The organism is Marivirga tractuosa, assembly GCF_042140215.1.
Taxonomy (GTDB): domain Bacteria; phylum Bacteroidota; class Bacteroidia; order Cytophagales; family Cyclobacteriaceae; genus Marivirga; species Marivirga tractuosa_A.
Genome location: NZ_CP159478.1, coordinates 2,329,599 through 2,347,872, shown reverse-complemented (window position 1 = coordinate 2,347,872; position 18,274 = coordinate 2,329,599). Strand labels below are relative to the sequence as shown.

General features: G+C 34.5%; 17 protein-coding genes and 1 tRNA gene. 4 read left to right on the top strand and 14 right to left on the bottom strand.

Annotated elements, in window-relative coordinates; genetic code table 11:
- Nucleotides 1-64: 64 nt before the first annotated feature.
- The 6 genes from ABWH96_RS10660 to ABWH96_RS10635 all read right to left on the bottom strand — a co-directional run bounded on the left by ABWH96_RS10660 (nucleotide 65) and on the right by ABWH96_RS10635 (nucleotide 8,046).
- Nucleotides 65-1,012 (bottom strand): IS3 family transposase, encoded by a 948-nt coding sequence (locus ABWH96_RS10660; RefSeq protein ID WP_375577610.1) that lies wholly within the window; start codon nucleotides 1,010-1,012, stop codon nucleotides 65-67.
- Nucleotides 1,009-1,407, bottom strand: coding sequence for a transposase (locus ABWH96_RS10655; RefSeq protein WP_375577609.1), 399 nt, complete (start codon nucleotides 1,405-1,407; stop codon nucleotides 1,009-1,011). The genes ABWH96_RS10660 and ABWH96_RS10655 overlap by 4 nt, the downstream gene beginning before the upstream one ends.
- Nucleotides 1,408-1,492: 85 nt before the next feature.
- Nucleotides 1,493-4,897, bottom strand: coding sequence for an efflux RND transporter permease subunit (locus ABWH96_RS10650; protein WP_375581433.1), 3,405 nt, complete (start codon nucleotides 4,895-4,897; stop codon nucleotides 1,493-1,495).
- 18 nt (nucleotides 4,898-4,915) lie between these two features.
- Nucleotides 4,916-6,052: an efflux RND transporter periplasmic adaptor subunit gene (locus ABWH96_RS10645; protein ID WP_375581432.1), complete on the bottom strand. Its 1,137-nt coding sequence runs from the start codon at nucleotides 6,050-6,052 to the stop codon at nucleotides 4,916-4,918.
- Between the two features lie 28 nt (nucleotides 6,053-6,080).
- On the bottom strand, nucleotides 6,081-7,439 hold the full coding sequence (locus ABWH96_RS10640) for a TolC family protein (protein WP_375581431.1): 1,359 nt from the start codon (nucleotides 7,437-7,439) through the stop codon (nucleotides 6,081-6,083).
- The gene (locus ABWH96_RS10635) at nucleotides 7,432-8,046 is read right to left on the bottom strand and encodes a TetR/AcrR family transcriptional regulator (RefSeq protein ID WP_375581430.1); all 615 of its coding nucleotides are present in this window, start codon (nucleotides 8,044-8,046) and stop codon (nucleotides 7,432-7,434) included. The genes ABWH96_RS10640 and ABWH96_RS10635 overlap by 8 nt, the downstream gene beginning before the upstream one ends.
- A gap of 219 nt (nucleotides 8,047-8,265) precedes the next feature.
- Here ABWH96_RS10635 and ABWH96_RS10630 point away from each other — a divergent pair, with 219 nt between their 5' ends.
- Entirely contained in the window at nucleotides 8,266-9,063 is a 798-nt protein-coding gene (locus ABWH96_RS10630; protein WP_375581429.1) for an alpha/beta fold hydrolase, read from the top strand.
- 82 nt (nucleotides 9,064-9,145) lie between these two features.
- Here the strand turns inward: ABWH96_RS10630 and ABWH96_RS10625 are convergent, their stop codons facing one another.
- From ABWH96_RS10625 to ABWH96_RS10615, 3 genes are read right to left on the bottom strand one after another with little or no spacing between them, the layout of a single operon-like run.
- Complete coding sequence (locus ABWH96_RS10625; RefSeq protein ID WP_375581428.1) at nucleotides 9,146-10,183, bottom strand: VWA domain-containing protein; 1,038 nt, start codon at nucleotides 10,181-10,183, stop codon at nucleotides 9,146-9,148.
- A complete protein-coding gene (locus ABWH96_RS10620; protein WP_375581427.1) occupies nucleotides 10,173-11,063 on the bottom strand; it encodes a hypothetical protein in 891 nt (296 codons plus the stop codon). Before ABWH96_RS10620 ends, ABWH96_RS10625 begins: the two co-directional genes overlap by 11 nt.
- Nucleotides 11,060-11,938, bottom strand: a complete 879-nt coding sequence (locus tag ABWH96_RS10615) for a DUF58 domain-containing protein (protein WP_375581426.1) — start codon at nucleotides 11,936-11,938, stop codon at nucleotides 11,060-11,062. Before ABWH96_RS10615 ends, ABWH96_RS10620 begins: the two co-directional genes overlap by 4 nt.
- Before the next feature lie 135 nt (nucleotides 11,939-12,073).
- Here ABWH96_RS10615 and ABWH96_RS10610 point away from each other — a divergent pair, with 135 nt between their 5' ends.
- The 3 genes from ABWH96_RS10610 (at nucleotide 12,074) to ABWH96_RS10600 (ending at nucleotide 15,175) form a co-directional block, all read left to right on the top strand.
- Nucleotides 12,074-12,427, top strand: coding sequence for a DUF4296 domain-containing protein (locus tag ABWH96_RS10610; RefSeq protein ID WP_375581425.1), 354 nt, complete (start codon nucleotides 12,074-12,076; stop codon nucleotides 12,425-12,427).
- 15 nt (nucleotides 12,428-12,442) lie between these two features.
- On the top strand, nucleotides 12,443-14,839 hold the full coding sequence (locus ABWH96_RS10605; RefSeq protein WP_375581424.1) for an endonuclease MutS2: 2,397 nt from the start codon (nucleotides 12,443-12,445) through the stop codon (nucleotides 14,837-14,839).
- A 258-nt stretch (nucleotides 14,840-15,097) separates the two neighbouring features.
- Nucleotides 15,098-15,175, top strand: a tRNA-Arg gene (locus ABWH96_RS10600).
- Nucleotides 15,176-15,255: 80 nt separating this feature from the next.
- Here ABWH96_RS10600 and ABWH96_RS10595 read toward each other — a convergent pair.
- The 5 genes from ABWH96_RS10595 to ABWH96_RS10575 form a co-directional block, all read right to left on the bottom strand.
- Nucleotides 15,256-15,657: a UPF0158 family protein gene (locus tag ABWH96_RS10595; protein ID WP_375581423.1), complete on the bottom strand. Its 402-nt coding sequence runs from the start codon at nucleotides 15,655-15,657 to the stop codon at nucleotides 15,256-15,258.
- Between the two features lie 191 nt (nucleotides 15,658-15,848).
- Complete coding sequence (locus ABWH96_RS10590; RefSeq protein ID WP_375581422.1) at nucleotides 15,849-16,226, bottom strand: hypothetical protein; 378 nt, start codon at nucleotides 16,224-16,226, stop codon at nucleotides 15,849-15,851.
- A gap of 200 nt (nucleotides 16,227-16,426) precedes the next feature.
- Nucleotides 16,427-16,825, bottom strand: a complete 399-nt coding sequence (locus ABWH96_RS10585) for a hypothetical protein (RefSeq protein WP_375581421.1) — start codon at nucleotides 16,823-16,825, stop codon at nucleotides 16,427-16,429.
- 146 nt (nucleotides 16,826-16,971) lie between these two features.
- Nucleotides 16,972-17,412 (bottom strand): M23 family metallopeptidase, encoded by a 441-nt coding sequence (locus ABWH96_RS10580; RefSeq protein WP_375581420.1) that lies wholly within the window; start codon nucleotides 17,410-17,412, stop codon nucleotides 16,972-16,974.
- Nucleotides 17,413-17,815: 403 nt separating this feature from the next.
- A complete protein-coding gene (locus ABWH96_RS10575; RefSeq protein WP_375581419.1) occupies nucleotides 17,816-18,205 on the bottom strand; it encodes a hypothetical protein in 390 nt (129 codons plus the stop codon).
- Nucleotides 18,206-18,274: the final 69 nt, after the last annotated feature.

Below are 18,274 nucleotides of genomic sequence, written 5' to 3'. Positions count from 1 at the left end.
AGTCGGAAGTTAGAAGTATGAAGTTGAGAGCGTGTCGATCCCTAAATAGCATTGACCGTTTTGGTTAAACATTCATTTTATAATCCCACGGGCAATTATGAGCCTGAGGTTCTTTTCTTGGGCAAACTTCTAAGGGGCTCGATGCCCCTTGGAAGTTTTTCCTTCCCTCGGTGTAAATAATCACCTTCGGTCTATCTTGGGCATTTAAAGTTAATAAATTCTCTTTAAATTCATTAGGAGAATGTTCCATTTTAAATGCTCTGTGTTTCCTAGATTGATTATAATGATCAACAGCATTTTTTGTTTTCCTTTTTAAATCGTTAAAACTCCTTATTTCCCATTTTTTCAAGTATTCATTTTTAATTGTTCCGTTGACCCTTTCAGCATAGGCATTATCGGTGGCATATTCACCCATGCTAATGTGCATGCCGTTTTTTCTCAGCTCACCGGTGTAGGTTAAGCTGCTGTATTGAGCCCCTCTGTCCGAATGGTGTATGCTATCTCTTAAATCAGCACCCGTTGATTTCAATACCATTTGCAGTGCCTTTAAGTTTGCCTCTTTTCTCATATGGTCACTGACCCTGTAACCTAATATTATTCTGGTATAGACATCTACGATAAATATCAAGTAGTAAAACCTTTCATGGAGATAAAAATAGGTTATATCGCTCTGAAGCACTTGATAGGGCCTTGTTATCTGCATGCCTTCTATTAAATTAGGATAGCTTATAACACCTCTTATCGTAGTTCTACGGTGGTTTCTCTCAGGATTTACTCCATAACCCAGTGAAATAAATATCTCGCAAAATTTATCCCTGCCCATAAACTTAGGTTTAAGCGTATAGTACATCTTTTCAACCCCACAACCCGGATGAACCTTCTTGATTTGATCCGCCAACTTTACCAACTCTTCCAGTTCTTTATCAAAAGAAAACTGTCTTTGCTTGGCTTGATGGACTGATTGCTTGCTTGTCCCAACTGCCCTGTAAAGTTTGTTTAGGCTATAGCTCATTCTTTCCCTGTTCTTTTGGAACCACCAGAGTGTGGGGTATTGAAGTTTTTTTTGATATCGATATCATATTGCTCTTTCGCCAACTCTATCATCTTCTCTAAATAGTCAATATTTATCTGCTTTTGACCTACTGCCTGCTCCAGCTCTTTAACTTTTTCTTCAAGCTCCTTGACCTTATTGAATTGACTGTCTTTCATCTCAACTATCCTGACATTTCTCTCATTATAAGAAGAAAATTTATAAATCCATTTGTAAATAGTGACATTTGATATATTATAATGTCTCTCCATTTGACAGACACTCATAATGCCTTTTTCAAAATCACCTACGATTTTACGCTTGAATTCCTCAGAAAATCTCTTCCTGGCTTTGATACGTTTTCCCGTTTTTATCATAACTTTATTCGATTAAAAACGGTCAACTTATTTCAGAGAATGACAGCGGAAACTTCGAGCTTCCTACCCCCAACATCAAGCTTTCTTATCTGCCTATACCAAATTTTGCATTTAATTGATTTGCAATAAGATACATAACAGGTACGATTACCAATGTTAAAAAGGTTGCGAATGTCAAACCAAAAATAATAGTCCAACAAATTGGCTCCCAGAACATAACGGAATCTCCGCCTAAGTAGAAATCCGGATCGTAGCTTGTAAACAATTGAATAAAGTCAAAGTTGAATCCAATTGCCAAAGGAATTAAACCTAGAATGGTGGTGATGGCAGTTAACAATACAGGTCTTAAACGAGTCTTACCTGCTAACATCACCGCTTCTTTAACCATTTCATAAGTTAAACTTTCGCCTTCTTCCAAATTCAACTTCTTATTGGCTTTACTAATTTCTATAAAGTCAATTAGTACAATAGCATTGTTTACTACAATTCCAGCTAATGAAATAATTCCGATCATGGTCATCACAATGATAAAATCCATTTGAAAAACAACCAATCCTAAGAACACACCAATTGTACTGAAAATAACCGAACTCATAATAATAAACGGAGCAGTCAGTTTATTGAATTGTGCTACTATTATCAAGAATATTAAAAATACTGCCAGTAAAAGTGCGACACTCAAAAACTCTAATTCCTCAGCTTGCTCCTCTTGCTCACCTGTAAATTTCACTTCATAACCTGTGGGCACCTCAAAATCTTTCATTGCAGCTTTCAGTTGGTTATTGACGTTGGTCGCATTATAACCATCTAAAATATTAGAGTACACAGTTACTACCCTATCCAATTCTTTACGATTGATAGAACCATAAGTACTGGTATATTCAACATCTGCCACAGCACTAATCGGCACCTGATTAACTTTACCAGAGGATTGATCTCTGTAAGTAATCTTTTTATTAATCAAAGCATTGACATCATAACGATATTCATCATTATAGCGCAATTGGATTTCATAGTCGTCCTCGCCCTCTTTGTACTTAGATATTTCCTTACCAAACAAACCAGTTCGAATCTCATTGGCAATAGTTGCAGTGCTTAATCCAAACCTTCTCGCACTTTCTCTATCTATATTGATGGTTAATTCCGGTTTTCCAGTTTCTAAATCAGTTTTTAAATCTTCTATCCCTCCAACATTCTGATTATTGATAAATACCTTCAAATCCTCGGTTATTTGAATCAATTTATCATAATCTTCTCCGCTAATTTCAATATTTAATGGTTTCCCAGTTGGTGGTCCCGCCTGGTCTTTATCAACTGTGATGGAAACCCCTGCATATTTATCTGAAACAGCATCTCTAATTTCATTCATCACTTTTGTGGTAGATATTCCATCTCTAAATTTAAATTCCACAAAATTTACAGTAATCCTGGCTTTATTTGGAGTGTCTGATTGCCCCATTGCAGTAGGGTCACTTGGGTCACTAGCTCCTCTTCCCACATTAGCCACGACAGACTCAACTATATTTTGATAGGGTTCTATTACATTTTTTACCTCTTGTTCAATCTTGGTAGAAAATTTATTAGTATGTTCCACATCAGTCCCTACTGGAAATTCAACAAAAACATTTACATATTTCGGCTCATTTTCAGGGAAGAATAAAACATTTGGAGTAAAAGCACCCATTAGCATAACCGAGCCAATCAAAGCTAGGACAGTGCCACCTAAAAAGAAGTAAGGGTTCCTACCTCTTATCGCAAAGCTTAATGTCCTTGAATATATGGTTTCTAATGCAGGTAAAAATACTTTTTGAAACTTCCTTGAAAGAGGGGTCAAAACATAAGTATTTAACAATCCTAAGGCACCAAATAAAATGGCTATATTACCTATAGCATATACTTTAAGTAAAATGAAAATTGTTCCTATTACGAATGAGATTCCTGCTATTTTCCAAATTCTTCGGTAATCCATTTTTCCGCCTTCATCCAATCTCATGAAAGAAGCAATGAATACTGGATTGATTACTAATGCCACAAATAGAGAAGAACCCAGAGTGATGATTAATGTAATAGGCAAATATTTCATGAACTCCCCTATTATACCAGGCCAAAAAGCCAGTGGTAAGAAAGCTGCCAAAGTGGTAGCTGTAGAAGAAATAATTGGCAAAGCTACTTCCCCTACTCCGATTTTAGTCGCTTTAATAGGAGAATATCCTTCTTCCATTAAGCGATATACATTTTCCACCACTACAATTCCATTATCCACTAACATACCCAAAGCCATGATAAGGGAGAACAATACAATCATATTAATGGTAATTCCTAAGGCTCCAAGAATCATAAATGCCATAAACATGGACATAGGAATTGCAATACCCACAAAAAGTGCATTTCGAGTTCCTAAAAAGAATAAAAGCACTAAAACAACCAATATCACACCGGATATTATATTATTCTCAAGGCTGCTTACTTGATCACGCGTTTGTTGTGATTGATCATTTGTAATCGTAACTACCAAATCTTCAGGAAAAACTTCTGCTTTAGCTTTATCAACTACTTCATAAATCTTTTCAGTAAGAATTAATAAGTTTTCACCACTTCTTTTCACTGCATCCACCATTACTACAGCCTCATTATTCAATCGAGCATAGCTTTGCTTTTCTTTATAATCAAATTCAATTTCCGCTATATCTTTAAGGTAAACAATGTCGGCATTCTCATTCTTAATAATCAGGTTTTCCAATTCTGAAGGATCTTCATATTCACCTGAAATCGCTACCGTTCTTCTAATTTTACCCATTTTAATATTACCACCTGACATGGTCATATTTTCTTGTTGAATGGCTGTTTCTATGTCATTGAAACTAATTTTTCGAGCCTCCATTTGCAATGGATCCACCATAATGCGAACTTCCTTTTCATCCACTCCTCTAATTTCAGCCTTAGACATTTCAGGGAATTTTTCCATTTCCTCCTCTAAGTATTCAGCATAAGAATTTAAGGTCTCCACACTATAATTTCCTGAAAGATTAATATTCATAATTGGAAATTCAGCCACATTCAACTCAAATACATTCGGATCATCCTGTAAATCTGATGGAAGCTCGGATTTAGCTTGATCTACCGCATCCTTTACTTCTTGTAATGCTTCGTCTACATCCGTTTCAGTGGTGAATTCAATGATGATTGTTGAAAAATCTTGTACGGAAGTGGATTTGATATTATCCACAGAAGAAATAGTATTGATTTCCTTTTCTAGTGGACGAGTTATCAATTTTTCCATATCTGCAGGAGAGTTTCCTGGATGTGGAGTACCCACATAAATTGTTGGCTGTGAAATTTCAGGGAAGTTTTCCTTAGGTAAATTTACATAAGAAAATACTCCTAAAATCACTATTAGTAAAGCCAACACATAAACGGTAGTTCTGTTATTGACCGACAAAGAAGTAAGCCCAAACTCCTTCTCTACTTTCTTTTTATTTTGATCGCTCATAAATATCTTTTTTCGAAATTATTGTGCTAAACGAACGGCTATACCACTCACTGCTTCCCTATAACCCTCAGAGATAATTTTATCACCTGCTTTTAAGCCTTTTAGGATTTCGGTCATTCCTTCATATGATTTGCCTCTCTCAATTCTTACTTTTTGTGCTTTGTTTTGATTATTTTCTGATTTCACTACGTAGATGAAATCGCCAATATTATCTTGTTGAACAACATCAGAAGGCACTACAATAGCATTTTCATTTTCATAATCAACTAAGGTTAACTTAGCAAATTGATTAGGTTTAAGCTTATCCACAAACTCGTTTACTTTCACTTCTAATTGGAATGTTCTATTAGCTGGATTTATAACATAACTTACAGAACTTACCACTGTGGAAAATGACCTTTTGATGGATGGTAAATATACTTCTACAGAATCTCCTTGATTAAAGTCATTGATATAATCTTCCGATACAGCTGCCTTTAAATACATTTCTTCCTGACTCACCATGTTCAAAATAGGCATTCCTGGTTGTACTAATTCACCAGTATTGACACTTACGTCATTAATTCTTCCATTGAAGGGTGCTCTAATATAGGCCATAGCCAATTGGGATTCTGCAGTAGCTAACTGTCTTTCAAGAGATTCCTTCCTATTTTTGGCTTCTAAATATTGAACTTCTGTTCCTATTTTCTGATCCCACAGATTTTTTTGCTTTTCAAAAATAGTCTTTGCTAAATCCAATGCAGTTTGCAGTTCTTTGATGCTATTTTCAGTAGTAGGAGCATCTAATTTCACTAAGAGTTGATTCCGCTTTACCATATCACCCGGTGACACATTGACTTGAGTAACTCTACCCATGGTTTCGGCTCCCATAGTTATATTTTTGCGCGAAGCCACTTCAGCTTGAACTTGTATTTTGTGTTTAAAATCCTGTTGTTTAATAGTTTCTGATTTAATTAAAACCGATTGATCAGTTACTTTCGAAAATTCTGGATCTAGCTCGGCTATTTTTTCTTTTAATTCGGCAGCTTCAATAGTTTTAGCTTGAATATCCTTTTCTAATCTTTCAAGTTTTGATTTTAGCTTTTCTGTATTTGAACCTCCATTACAGGCTCCTATCAAAGCGGTAAGTGCAAGTAGTAAAATTATATTTTTCATTATTATAGTTGGTCTCATATTTATCAAATCAATAAAGTATTCCTAATGCTTTTTCTAATTCTATTTTAGCAATCACAGCATCATACAAAGAGCTGTAATAATTGGTTTCTGCCTCTTTTTTTGAGGTTTCAGCATCCAATAACTCTCGGCTGCTTGCTATTCCATTTTTATATTTGGTTTCAACTTGTTCATAAACCGATAATGCCAATTCCATATTTTGCTTTTGTACATCCAAACTTTCCTTGGCAGATTTTAAATCATTTTCAGCTTGGGTAATTTCCATATTAATAGAGCTTTTCAATTGCTCTTTCTGGATTTCAATCTGTTCTATTTGAATGCGATTTTTCTCCATTTTGCTAGAGCGGTTCAGACCTGTAAATAAATCCCACTGAAGGCTAAGACCAACTGCTCCAAAACTCAACCATCTGTCGTTGAACTGGAATAGTTCAGAGGTTCGGTTTGTACCTGTATTCCAGCCGTAGTTAGCATTAGCATATAATTTTGGCAATAGAGTGGCTTTGTTATTTCTAAGATCTAAATTAGCCAAATCCTGATTGGTTTGTAAAACAGAGTATTCAACTCTTTCTCTGAAATCGAAGGTCTCCGTTTTATTTAAATACTCTCCTACCTCCAAATTCAAACCTGAAATACTTCCAGAAAGCTCTAATGGTGAATTTAATGACATTCCCATCTGAAATTTGAGCATGTTCATAGAAACATTGTAGTTTCTTTTCGCCTTATTGTTTTCTGTTTGAATGTTATTATAATTAACAGTAATCCTGTCGACATCGATTTTTTCAGCAAATCCATTTTCATATAATGCTTTGGTTTCTTCCAATACTCTTTCTAACTGTCCTTGGTTTGCATCTAATAATTCTAAGCGTTCCTGTGATATCAATACCAAATAATATGCCTTAGTAATAGCCTCAACTACTTCAACTTCAGATTGATTGGATTCTTTTTGCCTAAGTTCTCTCAAGGTTTTTGCTGCTTGTAAACCCACAAAATAAGAACCGTCAAAAAGTAACTGAGAAATTGAAAAATTGGCATTTCCATCATAATTAACTCCAAAAGGTGCAGCAATTGAATTTTCAGGATCACCTTGAGGATTTACAAAAGTTTCAGGTAAGAAAGCCTTTTGAACCTCATAATTATAATTCATCCCTGTCTGAAATTTAACCTGTGGCAATCCCATTGAGCGAGTTTCTCCTACCTGAGTCTCTGCTATGGCCTCCTCCAATCTGGTAGATTTTAAATTTCTGTTGTTTTCTAATGCGTAATTCACACATTCTTCCAAACTCATGGGTTTAGTAATTTCCTCTTGTGCCATTATGCCTAAAGGCAATAAAATAGCGACTGCACAAAAAAAACTGATTTTGTTAAGCATCCTGCTCTTCATTTAAATATTGATTATATTTCTGTTTTCCTTTTACTGTTAAAATACCATGTAAAAAATGGTCAAATAATTGTTCGTGTATTTCTTTAAAATCAAATTTATCTCTAGGGAAAATATCATTATTAAAGGCCAATTGAACTTGTTCAATTCGTTGAATAATAAGAATCTCAGGATTAATTTCCTTTCTAAAGTAACCTGATTCAATCCCATCTTCCAGAATCTTAACCATTCTATCTTTGATGAAAGTGTTTTTAAATTCTAAAAATCTTTTGTGAGCTTTAGGAAAATAACGCTGTAAATCATATAAAACAGTAGGATTTATAGCTTCAACTTGTACCTTCATACATTTTGAGATACGATAGATGGACTCAATGGCATCTTTACTATTATCAAGTACATTTTCAATCTCCATTCTATGCTCTGAAAAATGTTCATGCACTGACTTAAAAACTATACTGTTTTTATCACTAAAAAATTGATAAATAGTTTTTTTGCTTACCCCTACCTTTCTGGCAATGTCATCCATCGTAATAGATTTCAAGCCAAATTGCATGAATAAATTTTTTGCTCCTTCTAATATGTTTTTCTCTGTACTCAAATTCTTATATTGCGGCTAATACTAAAGAAACTTAAAATAGATTGAAAGTTTCCTCGGTTTCCAACGCGCAAAGGTAGTTTATGTTTATAAATTTTCTGAAAATTCATGAATATATTTTAACCTACTGAATATTAAGGAGTTGAGTATATTTTGTGATTTACTATATTATAACTTTAAATTTGGCTTTTGCTAAGTAAACAATCAATTAGTTTTTTCTAAATGAAGTATAACCACATAAAATTTGGAGAGAATATTTTATATTATTCTATAGCTGGAAATGGAAAAACCCCTCTTTTGGCCTTTCATGGGTTTGGGCAATCAAAAGAAGTATATCTTCCCTTTTCTGAATTATTAGGGGATGAATATACTGTTTATGCATTTGACATCTATTATCATGGGAATAGTGAATGGAAGGACAGAAACCAAGCCTTGGAAAAGCAAGATTGGGAAGTAATATTAAAATCTCTTTTGGAAAAACATCAAATTGAAAAATTTGCAGTTGTAGGTTATAGCATGGGAGGAAAATTTGCTTTAGCTAGTTTAGAGCTATTTCCAAGAAAAATAAAAGAGTTTTTATTAATTGCACCAGATGGAATAAAAACTTCATTTTGGTACAGTTTGGCAACCTACCCTAATTCTTTTAGAAGATTTTTTAGGGCAATGATAGTGAAGCCGAAATACTTCTATCAGATTTTAACTTTCACAAAAAAAATGGGCTTGGTTGATAAAAGTTTACTGAAATTTGCCAATACCCAAATGAACACTAGAGAAAAAAGAAGAAGAGTTTATTTAACTTGGGTAGTTTTCAGGCATTTGAAATTTGATTTAAAATTGATTGCCTTCCTTATCAACCAGAATAAGATCCCCATGATGATGTTCACAGGCAAATATGATAAAATCATTACAGCAGAAAATATGATGGATTTATTACAACATGTAAAAGAATATGAGCATGTGATTTTAGAAGCTGGGCATAATACCTTGATAGCTGATACGGCTAAGCACCTAGCCCCTTAATCCCAAAAGGGGAAATTTGAGCCCATTAATAGATAGTTATAACCACATACGACAGTCCAGAAATACTTTAGATTTTAAATCCTTAATCCACTAAAACATTCGAAATATAAGTCGATTTGGTAAACATCCAGAACAGGAATAAGACTATAGCCCATTTCAGATAGACATCATAATAGTCCTTAGTATCTTTATAACGGGTTTCTTTTATTTCAGCTTTTTCATATTCATCAATTATGCTAAAAACTTCTTCTAAGGCTTGATTATCCGTTGCTCTATAAAACTTTCCCTCTCCTATCTCTGCTATATTTTGAAGACCTGTCACGTCCATAGAGTTTTCAATATATCGGGTTCTTCCAAAGAAATCTTTCCCGTAAGGCACTTTACCTTCTTTCCCGATGGCAATGGTATAGATTTTAATATCATAAGCATTGGCCAGTTTTGCAGCCGTTTCAGGATCTATATTTCCTGCATTATTATCCCCATCACTCAATAAGATCAATACTTTGGATTTTGAATCTGACTCCCGCATTCTGTTGGTGCCTACTGCTAAGGCACTTCCAATGGCAGTTCCAGAAGCTTCCATCATTTTGAAATCTATATCAGTGATTTGATTTTTGAGCATTTTATAATCTGTAGTCAATGGAGATAAGGAATAAGCTTCTCCGCTAAAAATGGTCAACCCTATTCTGTCCTGAAATCTGCCATCTATAAAATCATTGGCTACCTGCTTAGCGGCCTCAAGTCGATTAGGAGTGAAATCCTGAATCTTCATGGATTCTGATATATCCATCACCAGCATGATGTCAATTCCCTCTGTCCATTGCTCCACGCGCTCATTGGTTTGTTGTGGTCGGGCTAAAGCCAGCAACATCAAAAGAGCTGAAAACAATAAAAGAACTAAGGGAATAAATCTCAAGATAGAAGAAAACTGAAACCCAATTCCCTCACCTCTAAATGCAACTGGCACTTTAGGGCTAAACCTGGATTTCAACCATTCTACCAACAAATAAATGATAGGCAAAGCAATCATGGCATAGAAAGCCATAGGAAACTCATATTCAAAAGCTTTAAGCCTTTCAGGTGAAAACCAATCTAAACTAAACCAATTATTACTTTCCATCTGCGATTGCTTTAATTCTTTCTTCTAAAATAACATCGGTATAATTCAATAGGAATTGAAAAGCCTCTGTAGCATTCTGTCTTCCTTTTGAAGAATAAATTGTTTTGTCTATTGACTTCAGATTTTCATACAATTCTTCATCCTGTTGTAATTGATTTATCTCTTTACTGGTCAGCTTGGCATAAGGAGTTTTGGAAATAAATTCAGCGTGCTTCTTCCAGGTATAAAGTAATTTCTCAATTTTTTCTACAGGCATCTCTCCTACTGAAGATAATTTTTCTTCAAAGGAAATTCTAAATTTCTTATGGCGTTTGTTTAGTCTCCAGATTCGCCATTTCTTTCTTAATTTCTTACCAAAAATTATAATCACTAATAAAATGACAATTCCAAGCGCAATCAGAAAAGCGATCAAATAAGGATAATTAAAATCTCTATCCAGTTTTGAAATGATGGTATCTGTTTTCATTTGTAAACTATCACTCACTACTGGAATTTGCTCTTCTAAATAAATTGAATCCATTTCCGCATATACCGCTGTACTATCTTCACCCTGAATTATAAAAACGGGAAGCTTTAAATTCTGGACTTTATCAATTTCAAAAGATGTTAAAGTATAAACTACACTATCGAAACTTTGAATACTATCTGTTCTTGTGGGAAAAAACTGCTTTCTCGTATATTCAAATGGAGCATAGTCATATAGAGAATCAGGCATTAATATTTGAAAATCGGCAGGATAGCGGATACTTAAGCTATATTGTATAGGCTCACCAATTGCCATACTGTCCTGAAGGAATTTTCCTTTAGGCTCAATTTTTTGCCCTAATAAATTTATAATACATGCAAGACTGAAAATTAAGCTCAACCCGTATTTCTTCATGCTTTTTTCTTGCTTAAATTCCTGATTTTAAATAGTTTAATTAATTTGGAGGTATAATCTTCCTGCGTATCGATCAATAAATAATCAGCTTGATTCCGTTTGCAAATATCTTTTAATTCAGCCGAATGATCTTTATTTTTTTGCTGAAAATGCTTTTTAAAAGTAGCACTTGAAGTATTCACCCATCTGGTTTTGCCTGTCTCTTTATCTTTAATAGGAACTATACCCAACATTGGTAAATCAGTTTCCAATTTATCTTTAATATGGATGACTATTAAATCATGCTTACGAGCCAAGGCTTTCAAATGATGTTCATAGCCTTCATCTACAAAATCACTGATCAAAAATATAACACTTCTTCTTTTAACCAAGCCTAATAAATAAGAAAGTGCTTTATCTAAACTAGTTTTTAAAGATTTTGGAGTTAAATCAAATAATCTCGTTATCGCATAATAGCCATGCTTTTGTCCTTTCCCTGGCTTTACATACAATTCTCTTTGATCAGAATAACCAACCATACCGACTTGGCTACCTTCCTTTAAAGCAGAAATACACAAAATGCCAGCAATCTCTTTTGCAATATCTGATTTTTGTTTGCCTTCTAAGCCAATTTCCTGAGATGCACTTACATCTATCAGAAAATAAACATTCTGTTCCTTATCTTCCTTAAATGTTTTGACGAAAGTACCATGTCCTTTAGCGGAAACATTCCAATCGATGGTTCGCACATCATCTCCATATTGATATGGGCGCACATCATCAAATTCCAAACCCGAGCCCTTAAATACAGAATGAAAATCACCCTGCATTTGATTATTGACGGCTTTCCGAATTTTTATTTCATATTTTCGAAGCTTTTTAAAGAGCTCCCTCATAATAGGTCTTTTAAATTGTTAATTTTGCATCGCATAGAACTCAAACGAAAAAGATAACGATAATTGTCAATATCAGTTTACAAAAATATAATTGGCAACGAATTTGATGAAGCCAATTGTAATATTACTATAAAAATGAGAAAACTTATCTACATCATCGCAATATTAACAATAGTTTCCTGTAGTGGAAAAGAAGAGCGACCAAAAGGTGTTATTGCTCCTGAAAAAATGGCCGTGATCCTCTCTGATATTTACCTGGCTGAACACAAAGCAGCAAATATTGGTTTAACACAGGATTCTGCAAAGGTGGTTTTAAGGCATTATGAGTTGAAAATATTCGAAGATCATAATACTAATGATTCTATCTATAAGGAAAGTTTTAAATACTACTTGGATCACCCAGCTACCTTAGAAGCTGTTTATGATATAGTTATAGATACTGTCAGCCTTAGAGAACAGGTCGAAAATGCAAAAAAAGATAAAAAGTAAAGCCTCAGTAAATTTATGATTTTACCCCTCGATTTTGAGCAAAGGATTGGTTTTGATAAAATAAGAGAACTGATATCTGCTGAATGTAGTAGCAATTTGGGTCAAGCCATAGTGGACAAAATGGGCTTTATCAGAAAATTCGAAAAACTCGAACCCTTATTACTGCAAACAAACGAGTTTCTGAAAATATTTCAATCAGGAGAATATTTCCCTTCAAGCAATTTCATTGATGTCAGTCATTTCATTAAAAGAGCAAAAGTAGATGGTACTTTTTTTACAGAAGATGAATTTTTCGATTTAAAACTAAGTCTAAAAACCATTTTGGATTGTATTTCTTTCTTCGATGAATTTGAAGAAGAATATCCAAACCTATTCAATTTAAGAAAAGCGGTAAATTTAGAGGCTACACTCTATAAATCCATAGATGCTAAAATAGATGAGAGAGGTGCTTTAAGAAATAATGCCAGTCCAGCTTTGCAGCAGATTAGAACTGACATTTTTAAAGCCCAGGCACAACTTAGAAAGCAAGTTGAAAAAATATATAAACAAGCTTCGGCTAATAAATACACTCCTGAAGATGCTTCCATTACCGTCCGGGATGGAAGAATTGTAATACCTGTTTTAGCAGAGTATAAGAAAAGAGTGAAAGGATTTATCCATGATCAGTCTGGGACGGGGCAAACGGTTTATATTGAGCCTACAGAAGCTCTAGAGTTGAATAATGAGGTTCGAGAACTTCAATATGCCGAACGCAGGGAAATAGTGAAGATTCTTACCCAATTGACTGCTTTGGTAAAACCAGAGTTAGAAAATCTTGAAAAAGCATATCGATTTTTAGCCATAGTGGATTTCATTAGAGCCAAGGCTAGATTTGCTCAAAAAATTGGGGCTGTACTCCCTCAATTGGAAAACTCCAGGATAATTGAATACAGAAATGCTGAGCATCCATTATTAAAATTGAGCCTGGCTGAGCAAAATAAAAAAGTAATACCGCTTTCCATTCAGTTGAAAGGTGATAAACGAATATTGATTATTTCAGGACCAAATGCGGGTGGTAAATCAGTAGCGCTAAAAACGGTTGGGCTTTTGCAATTTATGCTGCAGTGTGGATTGTTAATCCCTGTCCATCCCGATAGTAATTGTGGTATTTTTTCTAATTTATTTATAGATATAGGTGATCAGCAAAGTATTGAAAATGATTTAAGTACTTATAGTTCCCATCTTCAAAACATGAAGAATTTCTTATTGAATTCGAATAAGCAAACTTTGTTTTTGATAGATGAATTTGGAACAGGAACAGAACCCAGATTCGGTGGAGCGATTGCTGAATCTATTTTGGAGGAATTGTACAGCCAAAAAGCATTTGGAGTAATCACCACTCACTATGACAATATCAAAAATTTTGCAGTAAAGAACCAAAATGTCATCAATGGTGCCATGAAATTTGATGAGCGTAATCTAGAACCGCTATATGAACTGGAAATTGGGAAGCCAGGAAGTTCATTTGCCATAGAAGTGGCTGAAAAAATGGGCATCCCTCCTGCTATTTTGAATAAAGCAAAAGGCAAAATTGGTACAGAGCGGGTAAATTATGATAAGCTTCTTAATCAACTAGGTAAAGAGAAAAGGGAACTAGAAGGCAAGATTAAAGAAATTCAGAAAAGAGAAGGCCATCTGGAAAAAAGTGCTCAGGATTATGATGAGCTTAATGAGTTTCTCAAGACCCAAAAGAAACAAATCATTATAGAAGCCAAGCAAGAAGCGAAATCCATTATTAAAGAGGCCAATAAAAGAGTTGAGCAGGCGATTAGAGAAATAAAAGAATCACAAGCAGATAAGGAGCGTACTAAAAAAGCCCGTAAGCAACTCACTGATTATGATCAAAAGATGGAGCCCCCTGTCGAGAACAAACCAGCTAAGCCTTCTCAACCAATTTTCAAATCAGCAGACGGTGAAATCAAGGTTGGGGATTATGTAAAAATAAAAGGCCAAGATACCATAGGTGAAGTTTTAGCATTGGGACAAAAAGAAGCTGAAATCATGTTGGGAGAGCTAAAATCCAAAATTAAGCTGAACCGACTGGAGCGTATGTCCAAAACTGCTATCAAAAAAGAGAAAAAGAAAAGTTTCTCGGGCACTTCAACAGGCATGATAGAACGAAGTACCAATTTCAAGCATCAAATTGATGTTAGGGGAATGCGAGCAGAAGAAGCCATTCAGGCAGTGGATCGCTTTATAGATGATGCTATGGTGTTAGGCTATAATGAAGTCAGCATCTTGCACGGAAGAGGTGACGGAATTCTAAGAAAATTTATCAGGGATTACCTGAGACAGTATAATTACATCAAGTCATTGAAAAACGAACATGAAGAAAGAGGCGGTGATGGGATTACTTTGGTGGGCTTAGCATAAAATTTTCTTTCAATTAAGTTATTCATCTACAGCCTTTAATAGATTTTAAGAAATATTTTTATGAGAATTCATGAGAAAAGCTTTGTATAAAAAAATAGAATTGCTTTTCTTTGCACTCGCTTAAGGGAAAAGCGGTTAATTTTCCCAACTTTGATATAGATTTAGTCCTTTAGCTCAACTTGATTGGGCATCCCGATTTTTAATTCAGGAAGGTCTCAGGTTCGAATCCCTCACCTGTAAATAAAAAGGGTTTTTCTAGGTTCGGTTAGCTCAGCTGGATAGAGCAACTGCCTTCTAAGCAGTAGGTCTCAGGTTCGAATCCTGAACGGATCACCACTACAAAGCCTATTCAAACTTTTTGGATAGGCTTTTTTTATGTCTGAATTTTTGTCCGTTAGAACATGGTTGAAAATAAATCAAATCTGCTCTTTCACCCACTCAATGTACGCTTTCTTTTTAAAATCAAACCAGTCTTGTCGATACTCAGAAGAATCAATTAAAAACTTAAAATGTTGAAAGGGTTTTCTTTTTGAAAGGCGGGCTAAGATTTGATCTCTAAAATCAATATCTGTTAAAGACCAGGCAAAATTCTCCATTACTCGAAATGCCTGATTGGAATCCATTTTTTCAAACCTGATGTAATTATTCCTATCTGCTTGAATCTTATCCAAGATGTCGTGCCAAGGTTCTGGTACGGAATAAAATTCCTCTGAGTCAGGATGGTATTCAATTGATTTGGTTATTTTATGATAAAAGCAAACCAATCCACAATCGAGGAGTCCAGCTATTTCTTCTATATGTTCTTCTGATAAAGCCATCTTTTACCTAAAAAGTGGTGTTAGTTAAAATATTCCTGTAGAAATTTACTGATATAATCGTTAAAAGTAAAACCAAATTTTGATACTTATAAACCTGACAGGTACTGCTAATGTTATCTATTCATCTTGGACTAGTGGGCTAATGACTCAATTCATTTCTTCCAATTTTTTCGATAAGCCATACCAAAGAGTCAGGATTTTAGCTGATGATAAACTCTTTCAAGTTTTTTCCAATAATCCTTTTGCATCCATTTAAAAGTCAAAAAAGAACTTTCAATTCCTATCTTTTTAACTGCATTTCTATCAGTTAAGGAATCAATTATGTTGTTAATAAGCCACTTTTCGTCAAAGGCTGCCCATTCACCCGCAACACTCAAAAGATTGGACTGCAAAACAGGAAAAACTTCATATTTATTGATTTCCCTCGCTTCATCAAAAGAGTATGGACTTTCAATAATTTTGAAAGCAATAGCTCTGAAATCCGATTCTTTCAATTCAGTATCAAGATAGAACTCAGATAAAGCTATCCATATTTGCTTCCTTTCTTCTATATTTATTGTATTCTTCATTCAAATGGTATAGCACCGTGCCGCTAAAAAGTATTGCCATCCCGAAAGGCTACTATGATTTTTTAGCTATTGCTGTATGATCGCTTTTTATTCCCAGTCATATTTAAACCCTCTTTTTCTGAAGTAAATATTTCCCTGGTGTTCAAATTTTTTGTCATCAATCGTAAAATTACCCATTTCGCATCCCCATCCCTCCCCTGTCATTGTAAATTGGCCCACATAATCATTTCCATATTATCGAGAACATAGGGAGTGTCTGTTCCAAGATAAAATTCGTAAGTATGATTTACATTGAATTGAACATCTGCAGATCCCCAGTATTTCTGCTGTTGTTCATCGTATTTGCTTCTTTTTTGAGCGGGATAAATGAATAACGTATCTAAATTTGTTGAGCTATCCTTTTCAATTACTGTTACAGTATCTATTTCTTCAAATAAAAAGCCAGTAAAACAAATCGGGTCAGGATCAAAGTAAATTTGATTTTCACATTTCTTTTTAAACGTTTCCCTTTCTTCTTCAGTCCACTTCCTAGAAATCGGACACCCAGTTAAAGCTATCAGTATACTTAAGAATACTATATTTCTTATTTTAACTTTCATATTAAATGACGAATGGTCAAAGACACAAAATGTAAGGCTCTACTATGTGATTAATTGACCCCAGTAGTAAAATTAACTACAAGAACTGAACTAACCAACGACACAAGCCACTCTATATTTTTATAGCTACTGACAGGAAGCATTTCTTATTTGCGGATTGTCTTCAAATACGTAATTGGATTTAGAAAGAACATCTTCTTCCACCCTTGCTGTTCTGAATCAATTCTCCAGAAGTAGGGAATTAATGTTACTATTGAATAATGCAGATGTGGCTGTTTTCCTTTTGCATTACCACTATCACCTACAGTTCCTATTATCTTGTTTTTATTAATCCAGCCTACGGAAGATTTTATTTCGTCTAAATGCGCATAATAGTGAATCCGCCATTTTGGACCTAGTATAATTATTACTTTGCCCCCCATTTCAATCTCACCTTCATAAAGTATCAATCCAGATGTTGAGGAATTTAAAGTTGTCCCTTTCTTAGCAAAAATATCGACACCTTTATGTGTTCCTGATTTTCCCCAAGGGTAGTACCAAAATGAGTTTTTATTATAATCTCTACTTGTTGCACCTTCTACAGGCATTGAAAAATTCTGTGGAACGAATAGTCCAATTACTATAATGCCTATTAATCCAATTAAAAATTTAGCCCTTCGTCTCAATTTCGCTAATTGTTCTAAGAAATGCTTTCAGGTTCTGGCTAAAAAATGTTGCGGAGACCCCACTTTCTAAACCTGAATAATAAAGATAGCAAAAAGAGAGAATATTTCAATTCCCTGCAAACTCTTGATTATTTTTAATCTGAGTTTTAAGAGCCTATGATCCAGTAAATGGTAGGGAGGAAATAGTAGATACTGCTTTCCAATTTTGTACCACCCTACCATTTGCTCCTGTAATTAGAATGCTTTTATTCATTTTTTATTATTATATATAGGTAATCAATTGTTTAATGCAAATCCCGCAGATTTGCAGGATTTGCACGAACTATTATTTTGAGGGTTGAACAACGGCCACTTCTCTTGTGACTTGCCAACGGTCATCCTCCCATATTAACTCTATATTGAATACAAATTGTTGTTCAATACCAGTTAGGTTAACTTTGCGAATTACAATAACATGGCCTAAATTTCCATCTGCCTCGATATGACTAAATTCTGCCCAATTATTTAATGGAGCATCTCCATTTTCCCGTTTCGACTGAAACATGCTTTTAACAGTCTTTTTGTTTAACTTAGAACTCTGCCCTATCTCATCTACCATAAAAACTTTAAGGTTTTCATGATAAATTAATTCCAGTTGTTCGACATCAAAAGCTGTTCCTGCCTTAATTAAACTTTCAATTGCTTGTTTTAAAGTTCTTTCTGATTGTGCTACCATTTTTATTTTTTTTATATCAAATTTTACTTGATACAAATATCATGTAGCGTAGTCTTTGGTTGATTATCA

Coding starts and splice junctions, on each gene's coding strand:
- ABWH96_RS10660 (WP_375577610.1), bottom strand. CDS start 1,012: ATGAGCTATAGCCTAAACAAACTTTACAGGGCAGTTGGGACAAGCAAG.
- ABWH96_RS10655 (WP_375577609.1), bottom strand. CDS start 1,407: ATGATAAAAACGGGAAAACGTATCAAAGCCAGGAAGAGATTTTCTGAG.
- ABWH96_RS10650 (WP_375581433.1), bottom strand. CDS start 4,897: ATGAGCGATCAAAATAAAAAGAAAGTAGAGAAGGAGTTTGGGCTTACT.
- ABWH96_RS10645 (WP_375581432.1), bottom strand. CDS start 6,052: ATGAAAAATATAATTTTACTACTTGCACTTACCGCTTTGATAGGAGCC.
- ABWH96_RS10640 (WP_375581431.1), bottom strand. CDS start 7,439: ATGCTTAACAAAATCAGTTTTTTTTGTGCAGTCGCTATTTTATTGCCT.
- ABWH96_RS10630 (WP_375581429.1), top strand. CDS start 8,266: ATGAAGTATAACCACATAAAATTTGGAGAGAATATTTTATATTATTCT.
- ABWH96_RS10625 (WP_375581428.1), bottom strand. CDS start 10,183: ATGGAAAGTAATAATTGGTTTAGTTTAGATTGGTTTTCACCTGAAAGG.
- ABWH96_RS10620 (WP_375581427.1), bottom strand. CDS start 11,063: ATGAAGAAATACGGGTTGAGCTTAATTTTCAGTCTTGCATGTATTATA.
- ABWH96_RS10615 (WP_375581426.1), bottom strand. CDS start 11,938: ATGAGGGAGCTCTTTAAAAAGCTTCGAAAATATGAAATAAAAATTCGG.
- ABWH96_RS10610 (WP_375581425.1), top strand. CDS start 12,074: ATGAGAAAACTTATCTACATCATCGCAATATTAACAATAGTTTCCTGT.
- ABWH96_RS10605 (WP_375581424.1), top strand. CDS start 12,443: ATGATTTTACCCCTCGATTTTGAGCAAAGGATTGGTTTTGATAAAATA.
- ABWH96_RS10595 (WP_375581423.1), bottom strand. CDS start 15,657: ATGGCTTTATCAGAAGAACATATAGAAGAAATAGCTGGACTCCTCGAT.
- ABWH96_RS10590 (WP_375581422.1), bottom strand. CDS start 16,226: ATGAAGAATACAATAAATATAGAAGAAAGGAAGCAAATATGGATAGCT.
- ABWH96_RS10585 (WP_375581421.1), bottom strand. CDS start 16,825: ATGAAAGTTAAAATAAGAAATATAGTATTCTTAAGTATACTGATAGCT.
- ABWH96_RS10580 (WP_375581420.1), bottom strand. CDS start 17,412: ATGCCTGTAGAAGGTGCAACAAGTAGAGATTATAATAAAAACTCATTT.
- ABWH96_RS10575 (WP_375581419.1), bottom strand. CDS start 18,205: ATGGTAGCACAATCAGAAAGAACTTTAAAACAAGCAATTGAAAGTTTA.